This is a genomic window from Pedobacter paludis (assembly GCF_003173575.1).
Classification (GTDB): domain Bacteria; phylum Bacteroidota; class Bacteroidia; order Sphingobacteriales; family Sphingobacteriaceae; genus Pedobacter; species Pedobacter paludis.
The window spans coordinates 91,828-114,112 of the sequence record NZ_QGNY01000007.1; the positions used below are offsets into that span (position 1 = coordinate 91,828).

23 protein-coding genes and 1 tRNA gene are annotated in these 22,285 nt (G+C 36.5%); 15 read left to right on the forward strand and 9 right to left on the reverse strand.

The annotated features are described in order from the left end of the window. The first annotated feature begins 3 nt into the window (after nucleotides 1-3). The 5 genes from DF947_RS18010 (at nucleotide 4) to DF947_RS18030 (ending at nucleotide 2,020) form a co-directional block, all read left to right on the forward strand. Nucleotides 4-453, forward strand: a complete 450-nt coding sequence (locus DF947_RS18010) for a hypothetical protein (RefSeq protein ID WP_109931510.1) — start codon at nucleotides 4-6, stop codon at nucleotides 451-453. A gap of 6 nt (nucleotides 454-459) precedes the next feature. Further along, nucleotides 460-873: an ATP synthase subunit B family protein gene (locus DF947_RS18015; RefSeq protein WP_109931512.1), complete on the forward strand. Its 414-nt coding sequence runs from the start codon at nucleotides 460-462 to the stop codon at nucleotides 871-873. Then, nucleotides 873-1,070, forward strand: coding sequence for a helix-turn-helix domain-containing protein (locus DF947_RS18020; RefSeq protein WP_109931514.1), 198 nt, complete (start codon nucleotides 873-875; stop codon nucleotides 1,068-1,070). Before DF947_RS18015 ends, DF947_RS18020 begins: the two co-directional genes overlap by 1 nt. A 323-nt stretch (nucleotides 1,071-1,393) precedes the next feature. After that, on the forward strand, nucleotides 1,394-1,783 hold the full coding sequence (locus DF947_RS18025) for a c-type cytochrome (RefSeq protein WP_109931517.1): 390 nt from the start codon (nucleotides 1,394-1,396) through the stop codon (nucleotides 1,781-1,783). Nucleotides 1,784-1,949: 166 nt separating this feature from the next. Continuing rightward, a tRNA-Cys gene (locus DF947_RS18030) sits at nucleotides 1,950-2,020 on the forward strand. Nucleotides 2,021-2,030: 10 nt separating this feature from the next. Here the strand turns inward: DF947_RS18030 and DF947_RS18035 are convergent. The 3 genes from DF947_RS18035 to DF947_RS18045 all read right to left on the reverse strand — a co-directional run bounded on the left by DF947_RS18035 (nucleotide 2,031) and on the right by DF947_RS18045 (nucleotide 6,006). After that, nucleotides 2,031-4,577, reverse strand: a complete 2,547-nt coding sequence (locus DF947_RS18035) for a glycoside hydrolase family 38 C-terminal domain-containing protein (protein WP_109931519.1) — start codon at nucleotides 4,575-4,577, stop codon at nucleotides 2,031-2,033. 132 nt (nucleotides 4,578-4,709) lie between these two features. Further along, nucleotides 4,710-4,898 (reverse strand): Sec-independent protein translocase subunit TatA/TatB, encoded by a 189-nt coding sequence (locus DF947_RS18040; RefSeq protein WP_109931521.1) that lies wholly within the window; start codon nucleotides 4,896-4,898, stop codon nucleotides 4,710-4,712. A gap of 103 nt (nucleotides 4,899-5,001) precedes the next feature. After that, entirely contained in the window at nucleotides 5,002-6,006 is a 1,005-nt protein-coding gene (locus tag DF947_RS18045; RefSeq protein ID WP_109931523.1) for an LLM class flavin-dependent oxidoreductase, read from the reverse strand. 227 nt (nucleotides 6,007-6,233) lie between these two features. On the opposite strand from DF947_RS18045, the gene DF947_RS18055 reads away from it, so the two are divergent. Continuing rightward, the gene (locus tag DF947_RS18055; RefSeq protein ID WP_109931527.1) at nucleotides 6,234-6,752 is read left to right on the forward strand and encodes a protease; all 519 of its coding nucleotides are present in this window, start codon (nucleotides 6,234-6,236) and stop codon (nucleotides 6,750-6,752) included. A gap of 62 nt (nucleotides 6,753-6,814) precedes the next feature. Here DF947_RS18055 and DF947_RS22520 read toward each other — a convergent pair whose 3' ends face one another. From DF947_RS22520 to DF947_RS22530, 3 genes are read right to left on the reverse strand one after another with little or no spacing between them, the layout of a single operon-like run. After that, nucleotides 6,815-7,663 carry a M3 family metallopeptidase gene (locus DF947_RS22520; protein ID WP_240615407.1) on the reverse strand — a complete coding sequence of 283 codons (849 nt, stop codon included), beginning with the start codon at nucleotides 7,661-7,663 and terminating at the stop codon, nucleotides 6,815-6,817. Further along, nucleotides 7,599-8,567, reverse strand: a complete 969-nt coding sequence (locus tag DF947_RS22525; RefSeq protein ID WP_240615408.1) for a M3 family metallopeptidase — start codon at nucleotides 8,565-8,567, stop codon at nucleotides 7,599-7,601. Before DF947_RS22525 ends, DF947_RS22520 begins: the two co-directional genes overlap by 65 nt. Next, nucleotides 8,528-8,836 (reverse strand): hypothetical protein, encoded by a 309-nt coding sequence (locus DF947_RS22530; RefSeq protein ID WP_240615409.1) that lies wholly within the window; start codon nucleotides 8,834-8,836, stop codon nucleotides 8,528-8,530. The genes DF947_RS22525 and DF947_RS22530 overlap by 40 nt, the downstream gene beginning before the upstream one ends. A 226-nt stretch (nucleotides 8,837-9,062) precedes the next feature. On the opposite strand from DF947_RS22530, the gene DF947_RS22310 reads away from it, so the two are divergent. From DF947_RS22310 to DF947_RS18090, 6 genes are all read left to right on the forward strand, one after another. Beyond that, entirely contained in the window at nucleotides 9,063-9,224 is a 162-nt protein-coding gene (locus tag DF947_RS22310) for a hypothetical protein (protein ID WP_158526293.1), read from the forward strand. 189 nt (nucleotides 9,225-9,413) lie between these two features. Then, nucleotides 9,414-9,833 (forward strand): SRPBCC family protein, encoded by a 420-nt coding sequence (locus DF947_RS18065; protein WP_109931529.1) that lies wholly within the window; start codon nucleotides 9,414-9,416, stop codon nucleotides 9,831-9,833. A 408-nt stretch (nucleotides 9,834-10,241) separates the two neighbouring features. Continuing rightward, nucleotides 10,242-11,633 carry a TolC family protein gene (locus DF947_RS18075; RefSeq protein ID WP_109931533.1) on the forward strand — a complete coding sequence of 464 codons (1,392 nt, stop codon included), beginning with the start codon at nucleotides 10,242-10,244 and terminating at the stop codon, nucleotides 11,631-11,633. A gap of 13 nt (nucleotides 11,634-11,646) precedes the next feature. Then, nucleotides 11,647-14,931, forward strand: a complete 3,285-nt coding sequence (locus DF947_RS18080; protein ID WP_109931535.1) for an efflux RND transporter permease subunit — start codon at nucleotides 11,647-11,649, stop codon at nucleotides 14,929-14,931. 13 nt (nucleotides 14,932-14,944) lie between these two features. Next, nucleotides 14,945-16,045, forward strand: coding sequence for an efflux RND transporter periplasmic adaptor subunit (locus tag DF947_RS18085; RefSeq protein ID WP_109931537.1), 1,101 nt, complete (start codon nucleotides 14,945-14,947; stop codon nucleotides 16,043-16,045). Between the two features lie 27 nt (nucleotides 16,046-16,072). After that, on the forward strand, nucleotides 16,073-17,011 hold the full coding sequence (locus DF947_RS18090) for a helix-turn-helix domain-containing protein (RefSeq protein WP_109931539.1): 939 nt from the start codon (nucleotides 16,073-16,075) through the stop codon (nucleotides 17,009-17,011). Here DF947_RS18090 and DF947_RS18095 read toward each other — a convergent pair. After that, on the reverse strand, nucleotides 17,008-17,277 hold the full coding sequence (locus DF947_RS18095; RefSeq protein WP_109931541.1) for a 2OG-Fe(II) oxygenase family protein: 270 nt from the start codon (nucleotides 17,275-17,277) through the stop codon (nucleotides 17,008-17,010). The two genes, DF947_RS18090 and DF947_RS18095, sit on opposite strands and share 4 nt — an antisense overlap. Before the next feature lie 129 nt (nucleotides 17,278-17,406). Between DF947_RS18095 and DF947_RS18100 the strand changes: the two genes are divergently transcribed. The 3 genes from DF947_RS18100 (at nucleotide 17,407) to DF947_RS18110 (ending at nucleotide 20,111) form a co-directional block, all read left to right on the forward strand. Continuing rightward, a complete protein-coding gene (locus tag DF947_RS18100) occupies nucleotides 17,407-18,159 on the forward strand; it encodes a peroxiredoxin family protein (protein ID WP_109931543.1) in 753 nt (250 codons plus the stop codon). Between the two features lie 23 nt (nucleotides 18,160-18,182). Beyond that, nucleotides 18,183-19,184 carry a phosphotransferase enzyme family protein gene (locus DF947_RS18105; protein WP_109931544.1) on the forward strand — a complete coding sequence of 334 codons (1,002 nt, stop codon included), beginning with the start codon at nucleotides 18,183-18,185 and terminating at the stop codon, nucleotides 19,182-19,184. Between the two features lie 63 nt (nucleotides 19,185-19,247). Next, entirely contained in the window at nucleotides 19,248-20,111 is an 864-nt protein-coding gene (locus DF947_RS18110) for a dienelactone hydrolase family protein (protein WP_109931546.1), read from the forward strand. An 89-nt stretch (nucleotides 20,112-20,200) separates the two neighbouring features. On the opposite strand, the gene DF947_RS18115 is transcribed toward DF947_RS18110, so the two are convergent. Beyond that, entirely contained in the window at nucleotides 20,201-21,163 is a 963-nt protein-coding gene (locus tag DF947_RS18115; protein WP_109931548.1) for a hypothetical protein, read from the reverse strand. A gap of 8 nt (nucleotides 21,164-21,171) precedes the next feature. Then, nucleotides 21,172-22,269 (reverse strand): toxic anion resistance protein, encoded by a 1,098-nt coding sequence (locus DF947_RS18120; RefSeq protein WP_109931551.1) that lies wholly within the window; start codon nucleotides 22,267-22,269, stop codon nucleotides 21,172-21,174. Nucleotides 22,270-22,285 lie beyond the last annotated feature (16 nt).

Here is a 22,285-nt window from a genome sequence, read left to right on the forward strand (position 1 = left end):
CTCATGAAAAAACTACTACCTTTTATGTTCCTGATCGCTCTTCTGGGATGTAAGAAAAATGATCCAGCTCCGGTACCGGTTCATCCGGTTGACACTTTCAATGTTACGGGAAACTACAAAATCCAATCGAACAAGATCGAGACTTACAATTCATCCAATACTTTAACCGGTACAGAGAATGTAACGCCAACAGATGATGTTCTGACAATAATGTCTGACAAGTACGAGGTTTACTCGCCTTCAGGACGATTTGCAAAGCAAACCGCATCATTTAGCGTTGCATTCAAGGATAATGCTTACCATGCTTATTTTGGTACGATTCCGACGGACAGAACAATAATGAATAACGTAAGCGATGCCCTGATAACAAAGCCGAGCGCAACAACGATCGTTATCGTTTCTACTTACGGTACACCCAAAAAGGTTCAAACCATAACGTTTGTAAATCCATAACCCGAAATGAAGCCCCTGTTCATCTGGCTTGCAATAAGTATCATCATTTTCGTGGTGATACTTTGGTATGGACAGAAGTCAACTTTTGATGCCCTGGCCAGAAAGAAAGGATACATTAAGGCGACCGAAGCATTGAGCGATATCGATAAGCTTATTCTATACTATGAGGACAAACTCAAGGAAGTACAGCAAGAGCCAAAGACAAATGGTTATTCCGATAATCCATTTGGCTCCTATCTATTTCCATTGGTAAAGGTGAGCAGTCTTTACTCAATCAAGGACCACATCGACAAAGAACTGGCTGATGGCAAAATGAGCGAAGCGGACCACAAAATGAAATCCGACTGGCTGGCCAATGAAATCGTAATGAAAACCGGAAAGGATTATTATGATGATACCACGATTAACCTGGATGTCTGATGAAGTCTCACGAGCGTTTGAAAATGACCATGGATCAATTGAAGATCAGTCAGGAGATCCTTTCTTCAGATTCCGGCGTGTCTCAACCAACCATTCACCGAATGATAAAAGGCACCCAGAATCTGAACTTCAAAGTTTTGAATGTTTTAAGAAACAAGTATAAGGTTGATCTGAACATTTTCTTTGAGCAGAAATAATTCAAACATCGATTTCCTTAATTCATTCTTAAAAAATAAGTACCGCAAACCGTACCAAAAACACGTATAAACTTAGAATAAAAACCCGCTTGCACCACATGAAAACAGCGATTACACGAAACAGTTCGAGTTCGATTCCCTCCCCGAGTACTCTAAAGTAAATCGAATAAGAAGCCATCAGAAATGATGGCTTTTTTGTTAAACGTCCCGCGATCCCCTTATAAGCTTTCAAGTACTTCTAAATTAAAATTCTTGATACATAGAGATATTTGAAAATAAAATAATCCGCTTTTCTTATATTCGTTTACAACAACTAACAACACATGTATTATAAAAAAACAATCGCTATTGCGCTAATCTCTGGTTTGGCGTTTTCACTTAGCGCATTCATGCCACCTCCAGAGCAAAAGGCAAAAAACTTAAAGGTTCTTCCTAAAAACATCAGTCATGAAGAGCTGGATAAAGTAATGGACAATTTCAAAGTAGCGCTTGGCGTTCGATGTGGTTTTTGCCATGCTCCAATGAAAGATAATCCTAAAAAGATGGATTTCGCGAGTGACGAAAAGCCAGAAAAGGAACGCGCTCGCGAAATGATGAGAATGACTGAGAAAATCAATAAAAAATATTTCCATAACGAAATGAAGGATGGCAAGCCTTTTATGGCCGTGGCCTGTGTAACTTGTCACAATGGCAAATCAGAACCAGCAAAATAATTTAAAAGCATAATACAAATCATTATAAAAACTTCTTCTAAAAAAAGTATTAATAGGGATTTGTATTAAATTCAAAATAAACTACTAAATCTATAGATTATATTTTTTAGTTTATATATTTGACTATTCAAATTCCAGTATTGCTTTAAGCCAGAAACGAATGTATAGTCATGTGGCCGAGTGGTTAGGTAAAGGTCTGCAAAACCTACAACGGCGGTTCGATCCCGCCCATGACGTCTAAAAAAAATTACAAGGACAATTTGATTGTTCTAAACCCAAACTTCGGGATGGATAAGATGATGTTCTTATTTCCCTTTAGTTGATTAACCAACAATAGATCAGCCCGTTTTTTATGATTGAGCTCTATCAATTCTGCTTTTTTTACTTCTAAATTTAAACTCAGTACAACTCGGGCCAAATCATCATTTTCATTAAAAATCCTCAGCACCAAAGCCTTATTTTCTGTAGTTATTGATGATATTTCATAACCATCTCTGTTAAGCTGAAACAAAGATTCTTCCGTTTTTGATTTCGGAGAACCTGGGAATACCTGTAATGGTTCGTTCCATTTTACACTTTTATTCCAAACATTTGCCTTAGCCCAATTATTTCGATGTGGCAAAAGAGCGTAATTGTATCTCGAAACACCATCTATTTTATAATTCATTCCCCATAAACCCATTCCAGAATATTGTAAAGTTAAACCTAAAATGCCTTCCTCATTATGGGCATAGCTTGTTGTATGATCATTCAGCAAAGCCATTCCATATTTGTCGTTATCTCCTAAAACATCTACCCAATTCAAAATTAAATTATTTTTGATGCTGTCCCATGTATTAAAATAGGTGTTGCCAAGACCACTTTCCATTACATCAAATGCAGAATTTTTAAAAACTTTTTGATTGTTGATGTTCGTTGGAAAAACAGCCAAGAGCTTTAAGCTGTCATTATAAAATGCCTTTTTAACATCCTCCGCATTCCATCCTTTCTCCTGTGCGTAATCTTGGCCGATCCCAGGATGGCCAACCCATTTAACCTGGGTTTTAACATCAATAATTTCACTGTTTTTTGTTAATGTAATAATCTGTTCGAAATCGTGAATGGAGATTTTTCCTTCTATCTTAAGTTTTACTTCGATAGGGCCATTTTCTAGAATGCTGATTTTTGCCGGATGGTCAGCGCTCGATACATAGCTGCCTTCTTGATAAAAATATCCACGCATCTCATTAAAATAGCGTTTGCTTTTAGTATCAACAAAGTCTTTCTGATCAATTTTCTTGGCGATAAGCTGTTCAATAGTGCCACCTTTATTTGCATTGAGGATAATCTTATATTGATCTGTGTTTACAATACATTTATCGCCAGCCAAAACGGCCATTGGCTGAGCTTTAACATCTGATTTTATCTTAGTCTCTTTTATCTTGAAAGAAGAGAACCCAATTGCAGGAACGTGGGCAATAAAAAGTATTTTTCTTTCTGAGGTGTCGCTCTGTGCAACAACCTGCGAGGCTATTAATTTTCCATTAGAATTAAAAACCTGAGGATTTCTTAGATTATTGGGGAGACCTATTCTAACGATATCATCTCTTTGGTAAGCCTGTGTGTTATAAACGCTATAATTCAACTCTTCGCCAGCTTTAGGCTGAGCCATCGATTTGAGGATTATACCATCGCAAATTTCATTTGAAGTCTTTGTCCAATAACTTACCTGCTGGGCCCAATTCCAATTCTTTTCCTTATTAACAATGTTATAAGGCACAATCCAAGAATCGTGATGTTGTGCAAGCAGTAAATTTTCCCAAGCAGGATCGAATTTTCCCGCACTTAAGATAGATACATTGCCAATTGAATTTATAGCATCAATCTTTTCTGCCATGATAATTTTATTTTCTGCCCTTCTGGTTTCCTGAGCAAGTTTCTGCAAAATTTGAGCACCCCAAACAAGGCTAACCTGAAGATCTTCTTGATTTAATTTCCAGGTTTGTACGCTATTTTTATTCGCCATCTGCTGAATATAATTGCGCCAAGTTGTATAATTAAAGTTTTTTGGCGCACCCAACCATGGTCCGTTCTTCCAGCCTGCATCTTGTAAGCACATGCCTACCGGATTTTGAATCCCGTATTGCAATGCGCTGGTAACATAGTTTTCAGAATTGTTCCATGCTGTGGTTTGCCAGGTAGATTTAGGCAATAATCCTTCTGATGCATAGCGTGGAACAGTCAGCAAGCTAGAACCATCAGAACCTACCCAATTCAAAAGTTCACCGCCAAAGGCTCGGGTATAACCTCCCCAACAGGTATTTGGATTTTTGAGAGCGGCATATGAAAAACCAAATGAAGATAATATCTGGGGCAGTGCACTCGTAAAACAAGGCTCTTCTGAGCTGTACGTATGAAATTCTGCCGTTGGAAAATGAGATCTGATTTTTTTAATTCCGTATTCGAATTGCCTGATAACGGATTCTCCCTGAATGTTGAACAGATAACTCTGACCGTAAGATGGATTTACAAACTCAATCCTTCCACCTACGGATTGATCTTCAACATTTTTCTTAAACCGTAAATAATTTTGAGTATCGTTGGCTTTTACAAAATCCCAGGTAACGGGCTCTATCTCCAAATTGATTTTCCAGAATGGATTTTGATCTAACTTATCGACAATAAAACCGGTATATTGATTTGGATAGTGTCCCCAAATTCCTCCATGATAACCATCAACAAAAAAACTTTTCTGCGCTACTACAGGTTGAAACAGGCATAAAAGAAGAATTAATAGTATAAAACTACGATTCATTAGAAGAAATTTAGAAGGGATATAACTTCTGCCCTACTAATTAACTAAAAATATATGGTTATTAGAATTTCTATTCCAACAAAAAACCCCCAGCTAATACTGGAGGTTATTTAACATAAGGATATATTAATATTATAGTTTTGCTTCTTTTTGTATCACGGGTTCATCTGTACCCTCTTGGCCATTTTTAAACTCTTTAATGCCTTTACCGAGACCCTTCATTAACTCAGGAATTTTCTTGCCACCGAATAATAAAAGAATTGCTACACCTACGATAATCAATTCTGGTCCGCCAAGGATGGCTGCTGTTGTATTTAACATTGTTTTTAGTTTAGAAGGTTTTTATAATTATTGCTTTAATCTATATACTAAACATACGTGGAATAAAGCTTTATGGTTCTTATTTTTAAAAATAAATAATTGATTAGGCAAAAATTGTCGAAAATAACTTATTTGAATACAGTTTTGCTTCGAAATCGAAAATATGGGAAGTGGCCATCACTTCGTTTACCCCATAATATTGAACAAAACTATTCAGTTTTTCTTTTAAAGTTTCTGGGTTTCCCATAAAGGAATAAGTTAACATTTGTTCTACAGCTTCTTTCTCGTAAACACTCCAAACATCATCCATGTCATCTACTGGTGGTTTTAACAAACTTCTTTTTCCGGTAATTACACCTAAGAACATTTGCTTAACTGAATTGGATAATCTTTCGGCCTCCTCATTTGTATCGGCAACAACCACATTAACACAGGCAATAATGTAGGGCTCTTTCAAATACTGTGATGGTTTGAAATTGGCTTTATAAATTCCTATGGCTTGCTCAAAATAAGTCGGTGCAAAATGACTGGCAAAAGCATAAGGCAATCCTTTCTCTGCCGCAAGTCTGGCACTATCTGTACTAGAGCCTAAAATCCAAATCGGAATATCTAGTCCTTCGCCAGGTATTGCCCTAACATTGCTATCTCTGTTTTCTTTTGAAAATAATCTTTGAAGACGCTCCACATCTTTCGGGAAATTATGGGCAGCATTAAAATTCTCTCCCCTAATGGCCATTGCAGTTACCTGATCGGTGCCTGGGGCCCTACCTAAACCTAAATCTATTCTATTTGGATAAAGAGATGCCAATGTACCAAACTGCTCTGCAACAATTAACGGTGCATGGTTTGGAAGCATGATTCCTCCAGATCCTACTCGAATGGTTTTGGTACCGTTTGCGATATAGCCGATTAAAACCGCCGTTGCTGAGCTGGCTACACTTGCCATGTTATGATGCTCAGCAAACCAATATCGAGTATAACCCAATGATTCGGATTGGCGAGCGAGTTCAAGACTTTTTGGAAATGTATCTGCTGGAGTTTCTCCATCCAGTACGGTTGCAAGATCGAGAATTGAATATGGAATATTTTTTAAAACGGCTTCGTTCATGTTTTATTTATAGGGAATTAAACAAATAAGAAGCACAAAAATATTGGTAATTCTGGCAATCTTTTCATTTCCGAATACTTATGACGATAAGTATACATTTGATCTTATTCTTTACAAAATCGATTTATTAACACAGAATGACGTTTTTATCAAACAATATCTTCCTTTCTTTGCTTATAATAAAAATGTACCACAAATAATCATCTCAATTAAACCTGTAAATACAAATGAAAAACATTAAATTAATTGTACCCGCCCTACTTCTATTATTTTCAGCATGCAGCCAAGCGACGAGAACTACGGGAAACGATCTTAGCAATAATTCTAAAACAGACTCAACAGCAACAAGTGACTCTTTAGAAACAAAAATTGCCATAAATGGCAAAGTAATTCAGGGCGAGCCATTGGTAATGAGATTTGTGGTTTATAACAATACCGATTCCACTAAAAGTTTTTGTATTTGGCATACGCCTTTTGAGCCTTTGATGAGCAAATATTTAGACATTACGGATGAAAAGGGCGAAGAAGTTGCTTATAAAGGCCCGATGGCCAAAAGAGTAATGCCACCTCCGGCTGATAGCTATACCAAAATAAAATCTGGAGACAGTTTAGTTGGTAATGCAGATCTGCTTAAGGCATACGATTTAAAAAAAGGTTCAAGCTATAAAGTTGTTTACAACGGAGGCAATATGAGTGGTTTGGTATCGAAAGATACGGTGACCTTTGTTTATGAAGACATTCATTAACTGCTTAAGCTTTGACAACTCTTTTCTAAAATAGGAATAGAGTTGTCAAAACAATTAAGAATTTATAATAACCCCCTTTTTCTAAGCATTGGCTTGATATCTGGGTCATGACCTCTAAAATTGAAAAACATTTTACCCAAATCTTCCGTATTTCCCTTAGATAAAATCAGATCACGGAAACGCTGTCCGTTCGCTCTTGATAAACCGCCATTTTCCTGAAACCAAGAAAAGGCATCATTTTCAAGCATCGACGTCCAACTGTATGCGTAATAACCAGCAGCATAGCCATTGCTCCAAATGTGCAGGAAATAGCTGGATCTGTAACGTGGCGGAACATAAGATAAATTAAGATTTGTTTTCTTTAAAGCCTCTGCTTCGAATTTATCTACATCCTGTAAAGGCGCTTCAGCAGCAATGGTGTGCCATTGCATATCTAAATCGGCAGCAGCCAAAGCTTCAGTAAAAATATGGCCCTGATTAAACGAACTTGCCTTTTTAATTTTATCTAACAAAGCTTGTGGCATAGGTGCACCGGTTTGATAATGAACCGCATAATTTTTAAGCACTTTTGGATCGGATGCCCAATGCTCGTTAAACTGCGATGGAAATTCCACATAATCGCGAGCCACATTTGTACCCGAAAGACTTGAATATTGCTGGTTTGCAAAGAGCCCATGTAATCCATGCCCAAATTCATGAAACATCGTAGTCACATCATCAAAACTGATTAGAGCCGGCTTGCCAGCTTCAGGCTTGGTAAAATTGCAAACATTATAAATTACGGGCTTGTTACCGAACAGTTTAGATTGAGGGACCAGATTATCCATCCAAGCACCGCCATCCTTATTATCTCTTTTGTAATAATCGCAATAAAATAAACCCAATTGACTTCCGTCCTTTATCCAAAACATCAAAAACACGAACATCTTCCTGATAAATTGGCAAATCTTTACGCTCTTTAAAACTGATTCCATAAAGTTGATTTGCTGCATAAAAAACACCGTTTTCCAAAACTTTATTCAACTCGAAATACGGTTTAACTTCATTTTCATTCAAATCATATTTCGCTTTACGAACTTTTTCTGCATAAAAATCCCAATCCCAGGGCTCAACCTTAAACCCGCCTTTTTGTTGATCGATTACATACTGAATATCGGCAGCTTCGCCTTTCGCTTTTGCTGTTGCAGCTGGGATAACCTTGCTAAAGAATTCTTCTACAGCTTCTGGCGTTTTTGCCATCTGATTTTTAAGTTTCCACGAAGCATAATTTTTAAAACCTAGTAATTTTGCTTGAGCAGCACGAATCTGCGCTATCCTTGCAATATTTTTTCTAGTATCATTTGCATCGCCCTTTTCTGCACGGTTCCAGGAATCGCTGAATAATTTTTCACGTTTCGATCTATCCGTCATCAATTGCAATTCAGGCTGTTGTGTGGTATTTTTTAATCCTTTGCCCGCAGCTAGCAGCTGTGCCTTAAATTTTGCACTTAAAGAAGACTCTTCTTTATTCAGTTCTTTAAGTTTGTCTTTATCTGCTTCAGATAATTTAGCTCCCGCCAATTCAAATTTTTGATAATAATAATCCAATAAACTAAGCGATTCTGCATCCAGCTTAAGTTTGTCTTTTTGCTGAAAAACGGTTTCTACGCGTTTGAACAACTTTGTATTTAAATAGATTGCATCCGTATTTGCCGTTAATTTAGGCGCTTCTTCTTCCTTCACTTTTTGCAGATCAGGATTGTTATTTGCACCGGTAAGCAAAGTAAAAACCATATTTACCCGAGCCAATAATTGTCCACTTTTCTCGATCCCCAAAATTGTATTTCAAATGTTGGAGCCTCTGTTTGATCTGCAACTTTATTAATTTCAACCATTTGCTGTTTCATACCCTCTTCTAAGGCTGGCTTGAAATCGCCATTTTTTATTTTATCGAATGCCGGAGCCTGAAATGGAAGTTCGCTTGCTTTAAAGAATGGATTGGAGGAAGAAAAAGCAGCACCGCTTTCATCAGCAGTTTTATTGTTGTTGCAAGAACCCATAATAGCCAAGAAGGCAAGCATGGGCAGATAAGTTATTTTTTTCATGAAATTATAAAGTTAAGCTTGTGTTAAAAGTAAGAAATTAAACCGCAGGATTTTTTGTGGCAACCAATTTAGAATTTTATGCGTATTAGCTGTGTAATTTGTTTTAGGGTGATTAGTTGGTTGCTATCTTTCTATTTAAAAAGAAGAAAACTTTAAATTAATTTAACATATTTAAAACATTTACAACTTTAATCCGTTTCTTTAATGTAACCAAGTATATTCCATCATGAATGTAAACTATTATAAATCGCAACCAGCTCTTATAAAATTTGGTCAAGGCCATAAAGATTCTGATGAAAATTCTGTAACGATTCAGAAACTTGTTGATAACGATAAATATTACGTCGTGTTGGTAAACGGAAGAAGCATTTCGATAATCAAGAAATAAAATTTAAATAACATATTTTGTAAAAGCCACTCAAAAAAATTGAGTGGCTTTTTATGTTTTATAGTAATGCCTTATTTGGTGCAATATTTTATGAAGACAATATCCACCCTTAATTTGTCGTGATTACCCTTTTTGGGATGTTAAAAGTTCCGTTACCTTTATATCAACAATTTAAACAATCAAAGAATAATGGAAAATAGAACAGCAATCACAGTAAAGGCAACGGTTAATGCACCAGTAGAAAAAGTATGGGAATTTTGGAATAACCCAGAACATATTAAAGGTTGGGCTTTCGCATCTCCAGAATGGCATGCACCAAAAGCTGAAAATGATTTACGCAAAGACGGTAAATTTTCTACAACTATGGCCGCTAAGGATGGCAGCATGAGTTTCGATTTCGGCGGAACTTATACTACAGTTGAGGAAAATAAATTAATCGAATATGTATTGGAAGATGGCAGAAAGGTTAAGATCGTTTTCGAAGCCGATGGAGACCAGACTCATATTACCGAAACCTTCGACCCTGAAAACATGAACCCTATCGAAATGCAACAGGGTGGTTGGCAAGCCATTTTGGATAATTATAAAACATATACAGAAGAGAATTAAATACTAATATTTGTTATTACAGAGGGGGGCTTGCTACAATTTGAATTTTATGTTGGAGGCTATAAACACTCCCCTTTGATTCCTCCGCCAGCGGGGATACAATCCCACGCCTATAAAATCGCATATTTTTGTATACGTTGCTATCTGCACTTTGTCTCCCCCTCTCTAGGGGGATTGGAGGCTCGATTTTCCTGATAATCTCCTCCATCTGTAATTTATTGGATGAAGTTTGAGTTAGGCAATTTCATATCCATTAGGTAAGAAACAATCTTTCCACCACTTCATTTACGAATTAAAACTTCCCTTACGTAACAATTCCAATATTATTTGATTCTCATAATTTTTGATTTGAAAAGAATACTTTGATATTGCAACCATAATATAAATTTGCGGTGTAATTTATACACTATGCCCCGCACACCCAGATCTTATCTTTTAATTTTTTTTCTTTTTACGCTCCCTTTTTCTTCTAATGCCCAAATCCTGACACTTAAACAGGCTGTGAGTACGGCTTTGACTAATTATGGAACCATAAAGGCTAAGAATAATTATGCAAATGCATCCAAATCTATAATTCAGCAAACCAAAAGAGAATATCTTCCGAATTTTAACCTTAGTGCCCAGCAAGATTACGGAACCATTAATGGCCAAAACGGGCCACAGTATGGTTTAGGTGGATTGGGTACTGCCTCTTCTGGACCAGCTTTAGACAAACAAAATTGGAACGCTGCTTTTGGTGCGCTTTATTTGGCAAACATAAACTGGGATTTTTTCACTTTTGGAAGAATTAAACAGCGCATAAAAATTGCAGATGCAACTTACAAGAGAGATCAAAACGATTTTGAACAAGAAAAATTTCAGCAAGAGATTAAAGTTTCAGCTGCTTATTTAAATTTATTAGCGGCTCAGCGCTTGACGAAATCTCAGCAAAAAAATCTCAATAGAGCCATTACCTTTAAAAATACAGCTGTTGTTAGAGCGAAGAATGGTTTAATTGCGGGTGTAGATTCATCATTTGCAAAGGCAGAAGTTTCTAGTGCTAAAATTGCATTAACAAAAGCAAAAGATCTGGAACAAGAGCAAGCCAACAGATTAGGGGTATTGATGGGATTAACCGCAACTAACTACGATTTGGATACAGCTTCCATTAGTAGAATTCCCACTGATTTTATAAGCGATACCCTGATAAAATCGACCCATCCCATTTTAAAGTTTTATCAGAATAGAATTGATGTAAGCGATCAGCAAACCAGCTATTTAAAACGGCTTTACTACCCAACATTTTCTTTATTTGGGGTTATGCAAGGACGCGGTTCTGGCTTCGGTACAGGTTATGCACTAAACCAGATGGCCTATACAACGAGTTATGCAGATGGAATAAATCCGACAAGAGGAAACTATTTGATTGGAATAGGAATGACCTGGAATCTGACCACAATCTTACGAAATCACCCACAGGTTAGAGCTCAGCAATTTATTAGCGAGGCACTAAAAGATGAGTATGATTTGGTAGATCAGCAACTGAAATCGCAATTGGTTTTAGCAGATGCAAAACTTAAAAACGCACTCGATAATTACAATGAGGCACCTATTCAGGTAAAGGCAGCATCTGATGCCTATCTGCAGAAAAGTATATTATATAAAAACGGTTTAACAACTCTTGTCGATCTGACTCAGGCACTTTTCACATTAAATAGAGCTGAAACAGACAGAGACATTGCATACACCAATGTGTGGCAGGCATTGCTTTTAAAGTCGGCAGCACTTGGCAATTACGACATATTTATTAACGAATTTTAATCTTGCCTTATAAATGAATTTAATACGTTTCGCACTCCGAAAACCCATTTCTATCTTAGTTTTAGTTGCAGGATTATTTTTCTTCGGTATTGGTGCCATCAATCAGATCAAGGTTGATATCCTACCTCAAATGAATCTTCCGGTAATTTATATTGCACATCCATTTGGTGGTTATACGCCTAACCAAATGGAGGCTTATTTTGGTAAACAATACGTTAATATTTTATTGTTTGCCAACGGAATCAAAAGCATCGAAACCAAAAATACTCAAGGTTTAATGCTGATGAAATTAACCTATTACGAAGGCACTAACATGGCTCAGGCGGCAGCGGAACTGAGTGCCCTCTCCAATAGGGCGCAGGCAATTTTTCCGCCAGGTTCTCAGCCTCCGTTTGTAATTCGGTTTGATGCATCCTCTCTTCCTGTTGGACAATTGGTACTGAGCAGCTCCATCAGAAATAATAATGAGCTTCAAGATTTGGCCAATACCTATGTACGCCCCGGTTTCTCTTCAATTCCAGGTTTATTATCCCCAGCTCCTTTTGGCGGGAGTCCGAGAACTATAGAAATTAATGTAAATCCATCTTTACTTCGTTCTCACAATTTAACGGTCGATCAGGTTGTAGAAGCCATCAGGTTAAATAATCAAACGGCTCCATCCGGAAACATCAGAATTGGTGATAAGAATTATATTACACCTACCAATTACACCATTAAAAAAGTTAAGGATTTTGAGAACATTCCATTATTTAAGGGCGGCGTACAAAACTTACAGCTTCGGGATGTAGCAACAATTAAAGACGGCGCAGATTTGGTTGCCGGCTATGCATTAATTAATGGTAAACGATCTGTATATCTAAGTATCGCAAAATCTGGAGATGCTTCTACATGGGATGTGGTTAAAAACTTAAAGAAAAATCTGCCTACTATTCAAAATTCTTTACCAGAGGATGTAAAGCTTTCTTACGAATTTGATCAATCCGTTTATGTAATTAATGCAGTTAAAAGCTTGGTTAGCGAAGGCGCAATAGGCGCTATTTTAACAGGCTTAATGGTTTTACTTTTTTTAGGTGATAAAAGAGCTGCATTGATCGTTATTTTAACCATTCCTACATCAATTATAGCAGGTGTGCTTTTTTTAAAGCTATTTGGGCAAACCATCAACATCATGACTTTAAGTGGCCTGGCACTGGCCATTGGTATTTTGGTTGATGAATCTACCGTTACCATAGAAAATATTCACCAGCATTTTGACATGGGTAAACCAAAGGCGCTCGCCATTTGGGATGCTTGTAAAGAAATTGCCTTCCCTAAGCTTTTAATTCTATTTTGTATTCTGGCAGTGTTTGCTCCTGCATTTACGATGAGTGGAATTCCAGGGGCATTATTTTTGCCACTGGCATTGGCTATTGGTTTTTCTATGGTGATATCGTTTTTACTGTCACAAACTTTTGTGCCGATTATGGCAAACTGGTTAATGGTTGCACACCCAAAAACAGGAAATGAAAATCATCCAGGAGTTTCTCAGGATGAAGCCGATTTCCATGCAACCGGAATTACACTCGAATCTGAGAAAGACACGCTGAATCAGAAAAAAGTATTAGTAGAAAGAGAAGATTTTAGTGGAAACGGAAAAATTGGTTTCTTCGATAAATTTAGGAACCGCTTTATGCGTTTTCTTGATCGAATTCTGCCTTATCGAAAATCGGTTGTTCTGGTTTATCTAATTGCGATAATTGGTTTGGCTACATTGTTATTGTTTAATATCGGCCGCGATGTTTTGCCACGAGTTAATTCAAGCCAGTTTCAACTGCGCTTGCGGGCACCTGATGGAACGCGTTTGGAGCGAACAGAAGAAAAAGCGAATACAGTTTTAGCCGAACTGAAAAAAATGGTTGGTTCGGAGCATGTTGGTATTTCATCGGTTTACATTGGCCAGCATCCGGCGCAATATTCAGTAAATCCGATTTACCAATTTATGGCTGGTCCTCATGAAGCCGTTTTTCAGGTAAGTTTGAAAGATTATGAAGAAGATATGGATGATTTCAAAGATAAATTCAGGGCGAAAATTAAAACCGTTTTGCCTGATGTTAAACTTTCCTTTGAACCCATAGAACTTACCGACAAAGTTTTAAGTCAAGGCTCCCCTACCCCTGTTGAGGTTCGCATTGCTGGAAAAAACAAAAAACTGAACGAAAAGTACGCGAATAAAATTCTCTCAGAACTGAAGGAAATTCCGTACATGAGAGATGTTCAAATTGCACAGCCAATTAAATATCCTTCCCTAAATATTGATATTGATCGAACACGGGCTGCACAAATTGGAGTGGATATGGCAGATATTTCTAGATCACTTATTGCTTCAACTTCATCATCCCGTTATACGGATAAAAATATTTGGCTGGATGAAAAAAGTGCGCTACCCTATAATGTACAAGTTCAGGTTCCGCTTAACCAAATGACCACAAAAGATGATATTGGCGAAATACCATTATTAAAAAACGCGGCAAGGCCAGTTTTAAGTGATGTTGCTAAAGTTTCAGCAGATACAACCTATGGTGAAAATGACAATATTGGAGCAATGCCTTTCCTTTCTGTAACAGCGAATCTCTACCATAAAGATCTAGGATCAGCATCAAAAGATGTTGCTAAAGCGATAAAAGAGGTTGGCGAATTACCCCGTGGGTTAAATATATCGGCAATCGGACTAAGCAAGGTGTTAACGGAAACTTTGGATAGTTTGCAATCTGGATTATTGGTTGCTATTGTGGTAATCTTTTTAATGCTGGCGGCCAATTTCCAATCTTTTAAAGTTCCATTGGTTATTTTAGCAACCGTACCCGCTGTAATATTAGGTTCGCTTTTGCTGTTAACAATTACCGGTTCAACATTAAATCTTCAATCTTACATGGGTATCATTATGTCGGTCGGGGTATCTATAGCCAATGCCGTATTACTGATTACCAATGCAGAGCAGTTAAGAAAACACAACGGCAATGCATTGCAATCGGCAAGAGAGGCTGCCGCTTTACGCTTACGCCCCATTATAATGACGAGTATTGCGATGATTGCAGGTATGCTTCCAATGGCAATTGGTCATGGAGAAGGCGGCGGGGCAGTTTCGCCATTGGGTAGAGCCGTTATTGGTGGTTTGCTGGCATCAACGTTTGCCGTATTAATTATTTTGCCTCTGGTATTTGCTTGGGTTCAAGGTAAGGAAACTACAAATTCTATGTCGTTAGATCCAGAAGACAAAGAAAGCATTCATTACATTAAAGGTTTAGCAGAAAACGAATAAATTATCATTATAAATGAAAACAAAGATATTTACAAAAGCATTATTTTGCGCAGGTTTGGTTCTGTTAACAGCAATCTACAGCTGTGGCAATTCCGAAACAAAGACCGAAGCCAAAAAAGAAAAGGAAGTAACCATTGCAACTTTCGATTTAAAGAAAGATAAGTTATCAACAGCGTTAAGCTTACCCGGAGAATTGATTGCGTTACAGCAGGTAGATTTATACGCGAAGGTGAGCAGTTTTGTAAAAACCTTAAAAGTTGATATTGGCTCGGAAGTTACCAAAGGCCAACTATTAATGACTTTAGAGGCACCAGAAATGACTTCGCAAGTTGCCGCTGCTCAATCTAAACTCAAATCTCAGGAAGCGATTTATACCGCCAGCAAGGCAAATTACAATCGCTTGTACGAGACCAGCAAAACCCCGGGAACAATTTCTACAAATGATTTAGACCAGGCTATGGCCAGAAGAAATTCTGATTTAGCGCAACTTGAGGCGGCTAAGGCATCATATAAAGAAGTAGGTTCTGTACAGGATTATTTAACAATTAGAGCGCCATTCAGTGGAATTATTTCTGCAAGAAATGTAAACTTAGGTGCTTATGTGGGGCCATCGGGTAAAGGTTCAGATTTACCTTTATTTACTCTACAAGATCAAAAGAACTTACGTTTAGCAGTTTCAATTCCTGAGGTTTATACAGGTTATTTAAAAGACGGAGATGAGGTAAGTTTCACGGTAAAATCGCTTCCAAGTCAAACCTTTAAAGCCAGAGTAAAGAGAATGTCTGGCGCTTTAGATAGCCGTTTACGTTCTGAACGTGTAGAAATGGATGTTCCAAATGCGAGCAAAATACTTTTACCGGGTATGGTTGCGGAAGTAAACATTCCCCTACCGGCAAATGCAAGCACGTTCATAATTCCAAAAAAATCACTTTTAGATACCAGCGAAGGTTATTTTATTTTGAAAGTAGTTGATGGTAAAGCTGTAAAAGTATCCATTAAAAAAGGAAGAGAAACTGATGATCAAGTGGAAGTGTTCGGAGATTTAAAGGAAGGTGACAAATTAGTTGCAGAACCAACAGAGGAAATGCACGAAGGAATGCCGATTAAATCTTAAATTTGTTAGAAACAAGCAATTAAGATTATGTTTACCAAGCATCAGGAGCTTTCTACAATAAATAAGAAAGAAACGCTAGAGGATTTTTATAACCGTTTAAAAATTACGCGTCCAGAAATTCCTACGCCGAGCTTGGGCATGATAAACGATATCGGGCATTTTAATGTTTTTAACCGAGCGGTTGTTTGCACAAATATGCCTTCTGCATTTAGTAGACGAGATTTTTATAAAATTTCGCTTATTGTGGGCAATGGAATTCTGCATTATTCTGATGCCCAAATTGAAATAAATGGAAGGGCATTATTATTTACCAATCCAAACATCCCATACTCTTGGGAAAGTACTTCGCCAAAACCGGCTGGATATTTCTGTCTTTTTACCGAAAATTTCATTCATAACAGAAACGAAAGTTTAAGAGATTCGCTTCTTTGGAAAATAAATGACAGTCCGGTAATCCACGTTAATGAAGAGCAGGAAGAAACACTTAAAGGTATTTTCTGCAAAATGATGACGGAGATGGATGGCGATTACATCCATAAATACGATTTGCTTCGGAATTATGTACAGCTTATTGCACATGAAGCATTAAAAGTTCAGCCTTTGGGTATAACCTTTAAGCAAAATAATGCATCTGTTAGACTTACATCTCTGTTTATTGAACTTTTAGAAAGACAATTCCCTATAGGTTCTACCGAACACGTTTTAGAATTAAAAACGGCTCACGATTTTGCAGAACGGCTTTCCGTTCATGTAAATCATTTAAACCATGCGGTTAAAGAAGTTACTGGAAAAACAACATCAGAGCAGATTTCGAAGAGAATAACAACTGAAGCGGTTGCCCTTTTAAAACATACAGAGTGGAATATTTCTCAGATTGCCTATTGTTTAGGTTTCGAATATCCGGCTAATTTTAATATTTTCTTTAAACGGCAAATGCAATCTACACCAAAGTCTTTTAGAAATTAACTAATTTTCAGCCAGCCGATTATACTCATTCTTTGCGTGTTGGTTATTAAAACTTCATGTTCAAGTTTATTGCTTTTAAAAAATACGCTCTTCCCATTTTCTGGTGTAATGTATTGAAGAGAATTATTTTGGTGAATTTTATCGTTAAATAGGTTAATTAAATTTTCTTTAAGATGCGAGGCCAAAGAAACACTCAAAAAGTTATCTGCAATACCAACTTCGTCTTTAATAAAACTGTTGATTAGCACATCAAATATTTTCTCCAAACGAGATTGCGATTACCTTATTAAAGCAATTGCCAGTAATCTCGCTTAAGGTAGCCTTAATAAGTTGCTATTACATTAACTACCTTAATTATAACTCAAATTGTTAAATTGCATGCTTAAACCAAATACATGAAATACTTAATTGCCCTCTCACTGTTATTTTTTGCAAAGGCGCACATCTATGCGCAAGACACAACCAAAACAACCAAAAAAGGTGTTATAACTACGGTAAGCCAAATGCGTTCTAACCCGCTCGATACCAATAGAATCGTATATGATGAAAGTGGTAAAGGCTTGCATTATTATCAGTACAGCAGATTGATGAATACGGGTAATTTTTCAATTTCATACAATGGAAATCCTGCATTACCAGATACAAAAGCTTTTTTAAAAAAGATTTCACAAGAGGAACAATTTAAGCGCTTCGAGATGATTAAAGAACATCTTAAAATCAAAAATGATTACGTAGCCGAAAACAAAACGCTGGACATTGCTCCGTTAAGCGCATTTTATGAAAAGGAAAAATTAGAAAACAAGGTTATTGTATTGATATTTTGGTATGCAAACTGTCCGCCATGTACTGAAGATTTTGCAGATATAAGCGAGTTTATTAAGCAGATGGATAATCCCAAAGATTTGCTTGTTTTAGCCATCACAACTGACGATCAAAAAACAGCAAAGAAAAAATTAGAAGAGAAACCATTGCTTTATACTGAGCTGATCTCCTCTGGAAGGGCAATTGCTGATGCCTATCAAATCAAATCATATCCATCATATATAGTAACAGATAAAAACCATGTAATTAGATATGCTATGGCCGGAAGTTCTCAAATAACAATACCAGGCTTAAAGAATACAACTAAGGCTGTTTTGCAACAATAAAATAATTTATTTTTTTTAAAGGAATGAACATTTTTCCAGCTCAATATTCAACTTTATCTTCAGTTGCATTGAAGGGATATTTAATTGAAACTTACCAATTAGACAAAGCTACGCAATGTCGTCTGTTGATTCGAAATGTAAGCGATACCTATATTCTGGAAGGAAAAAACACAAAATATATCTTTAAAATTTACCGTGATGCTCATAGAAAACGGAGCGAAATTGAAGCTGAGGTAGAACTATTGAACATTTTAAAAGAAAACAATCACCCAATTTCATATCCTATAACAGATTCCAAAGGCAATCAGATACAGCAATTTAACGCCATAGAAGGAATTAGAAATGGCGTTTTGTTTTCTTATGCCGAGGGAAAAGTTATTATTGATTTAAGTACCCATAATTTAGAAATTTTAGGCACGGCCCTGGCTTCAATTCATAATACAACTTCATCTGTTAAACTTAAAAACTCAAGACAGCCATATAATTTCGAAACCACGCTTTTTGAACCTCTTAAAACTTTGAAACCTCATTTTGTAGAAATGGAAGGAGAATATCGATACCTAATTGAAGTCTCCAATAAAGTGGTTCAAAAATTTGAGCAGTTTGATGTCTCCAGTTTTAGTTTTGGATATTGTCACTACGATTTTTTTCCTAAAAACTTCCACTTTGATGATGCAGGAAACATTACTTTTTTTGATTTTGATTTCGCCGGAGAGGGATACTTAATCAACGATTTAATGTCTTTTCTAAACCATTACTTCTTTCATAGATTAAACAATTTGATTTCTGCCGAACAGGCGACTTTAGATTTTGAGGTTTTTTTAAATGCTTACCAAACGATTCGATGTCTTTCTAAGGAGGAGATCGAAGCCATTCCGTATTTGGGTATCACCTTTCATATTTTCTTTTTAAAATTCTTTTACGATAATTATGATGATTGGTCAAATACATTTTTAACTCCACGTTATGTTAAACATAGAGTTGAGTTGATAAAAAAGTGGGCAGAAATGTATTGTAACTTTTAAGCAATCGATTTTCAAATCTCCCAAAGCTTGGTTATATTGGGTAAATAATTCAAAATCAACCCTATGGATCAGAAAATAATCACCCTTTACGATCAGTACACCCACAGCCAGTTAAGCAGAAAAGATTTCATGAAAAAGCTTGCCATCATTGCTGGCAGTACAGCCTTGGCTATGACAATTTTACCTATGCTTGAGAATAACTATGTTGCAGCGGCAGAGTTTGTTAGTGATGAAATTGAAGTCGAAAACATAACTTACGGTGGCATTGATGGCGAAATCAAAGCCGTTTTGGCCAAACCCAAAGGAAAAAAGAATTTGGGATCAGTATTGGTTATTCATGAAAACAGAGGTTTAAATCCACACATTATTGATGTAACCAAACGCATTGCAGCAGAAGGTTTTATTGCCCTCGGTGTTGATGCCTTGTCTCCTCTTGGCGGCACACCAACTGATGAAGATAAAGGCAGAGAGTTGATTGGAAAACTTGATCCGGAAAAAAATCTACAGAATTATTTAAAGGGACTGGATTATTTGCGCAAAAGAAAAGATGGAAACGGCAAAGTGGCATGCGTTGGGTTTTGTTGGGGCGGTGGCATGGCGAATAAACTGGCTGTAAATGACCCAAAACTTAATGCGGCAGTGGCGTATTATGGAGCGCAACCAGCTCCGGCTGATGTTGCTAAAATAAAGGCAAGTGTAATGCTCCATTATGGTGGTTTAGATGAACGCATTAACGCTGGAATTCCTGCATACGAACAGGCTTTGAAAGACAATAAAATTGATTATAAACTGTATATATACGAAGGTGTAAATCATGCCTTTAACAACAATACTTCTCCTACTAGATACAATGAAGCGGCAGCCAAGCTGGCTTGGCAAAGAACTATAGATTTGTTTAAAAACAAGTTGGCCGTATTAACCCGATAATGGTAGGCGATCGTAACCCTGGATTCATTGCAGTGTCTATAAAGAAAAGATTCGGAAATGAATTCAGCATGATGCTATCAATAGATGGTTTAAAAAAGATCAGTCTTTAGCATGGCCTTTAAAATATTCGACTGAACATCGAAATTATTAAGGTGATTCAAGAAGTTTATATCCGAAATTTTATGGTAGCTATCTTCTAATAAAGCAATAATTTCATCGGGTATCGCTGTTTTTAAAACCGCGGCATTACTGCTGAGTTTGTCGTTTTTGTATTGCAATTCTTGAACAATTTTCTCTCTTTCTGATAAATTGTTAGATTGGTCAAGCCCATTCAAGATTTCTATGTCGCAGAAGAGAAAAAGATTTCGACTTGGAAAAAACAAGAAGTAGTTATCCGTTTCTAAAAACTTATAAACTTCAATAACAAGTTCTCCGGATTTTAAGCCAATAAAAAACTCAGTTTTAAAATCGTACTTACAAAGTTTGCCCATTAATTTTTTCTCAATGGTCGCAAATACATTGGTGTAAACCTGCTTGGTTTGGTAATCGATTAACTTTGAAAACTGATCTGTTTTTAAATCGAAATAAAAATCGTTGGCATATTTGGAACTGAAAACATTAATATTTTTAGCAAAAGGAAAATCGGATGTTAAATCTGAAAGTACTTCGAAGAGTTTTCGTAATGTTTGGTTAATTTTTAGAGATTGGCGCTGTTTATCAATATTGAAATTTTTCTGACTTACAACTGCTCCAGACATCCGCTCAATCAATTCCTCGTTTAAGTTGATTTCATCGTAAAGTAGAACAACATTTTTCTCATTGCTCTTCTTTATTTTTTTTAAAAGATCGATCACACTTGCAGTAAACTGAAGATGGAAGAGCTCTAATTTTTCAATTTCTAAGTCTTCGTTACCGGCAAATAATTGATGAATAACCTGGCTTCTAAGATAAATTTTATAAACAATTTCTTCATCAAAAAACACAGAGAGCAACTGTAAGCGGTTGATCTCTGTGTTTGATTGTTTTAGAATATTTAAACGGTATTCATCCATGGTTTAATTTAACTCACCCTCGTCACGTTCTTTTTCAACTCTGCTTCCAAAGTTTTCAGTTCGCCATCAAGTACTCTCCTACTTTGCGCACCCGCTTCATGAATTTGTTTCACTTCGTTTAGCGTTTCAATTAATGAAGAAGTTGTCATTTTTAATGTCTCAAGCGAAACTACAGTTTTTTCGTTTTCTTTTGCAACATCAATACTATTCTGTTTTAGCATTTCTGCATTTTTCTGTAGAATGGTATTTGTTGTATCCGAAATCTTTTTCTGCATTTCTACATTGGCTTTCTGCCTTTGTAGCGCAACTGCAATAGTCAATTGGTTTTTCCAAACCGGAATGGTTGTTGAAACAATAGATTGTGCCTTTTCTGCAATTGAGGTATTATTGTTTTGAACAACCCTAATCTGAGCCAGCGACTGCAACATAATGAAACGCACAATTTTCATATCGGCCAGTCTTTTATCCAATCGGCTAATAAAGTCTCTTAAATCGGCAATTTCATAATCCTGATAATCAGCTGGTCTGCCTTCCATTTCTGCAAGTTTTAAACTCAGCTCATTATATTTTAACTGACCAGAAATAATCAGATCTTCCATTTGATGGATATAGCCAACATTGCTATCAAACATGGTTTGCAGAGAGCTATTGTCTTTGATGGAATTTAACCTTCCTGCTTTAATCTTATTGGTTATCTTATCGATATTGTTAACCACAACATCGTATTTTTGAAATAGCTTTTTAACATCAACAACCAAATTCTTTAAAAATGGAATTTTGGAAATAAAAGATTTAAAACCACTTTGCTCAAGTTCAGAAACATCAATATAATTTAGTTCGGTAAGGAGTTCGTTTATCAATCCGCCTACTTCGCCACTATTGTACGTTCTAACAGATGAAAGAAATTCATTACTGTATTTCTCCATTGAGTTCTGCGCATCGCTTCCATAATTTAAAATAGAATTGACATCAGATGGTTCCAAAGATTTACCAAGCTCTTTATATTTTGCGGTTTCTTCGGTTGTTATATTTTCGAGGTTTACATTTCCATCTTTATCCAGCTTAACCGGAGTAAGATTTTGAGTAACATTAGGGTTGGTTTCCATAGTTTTAAATTTATAA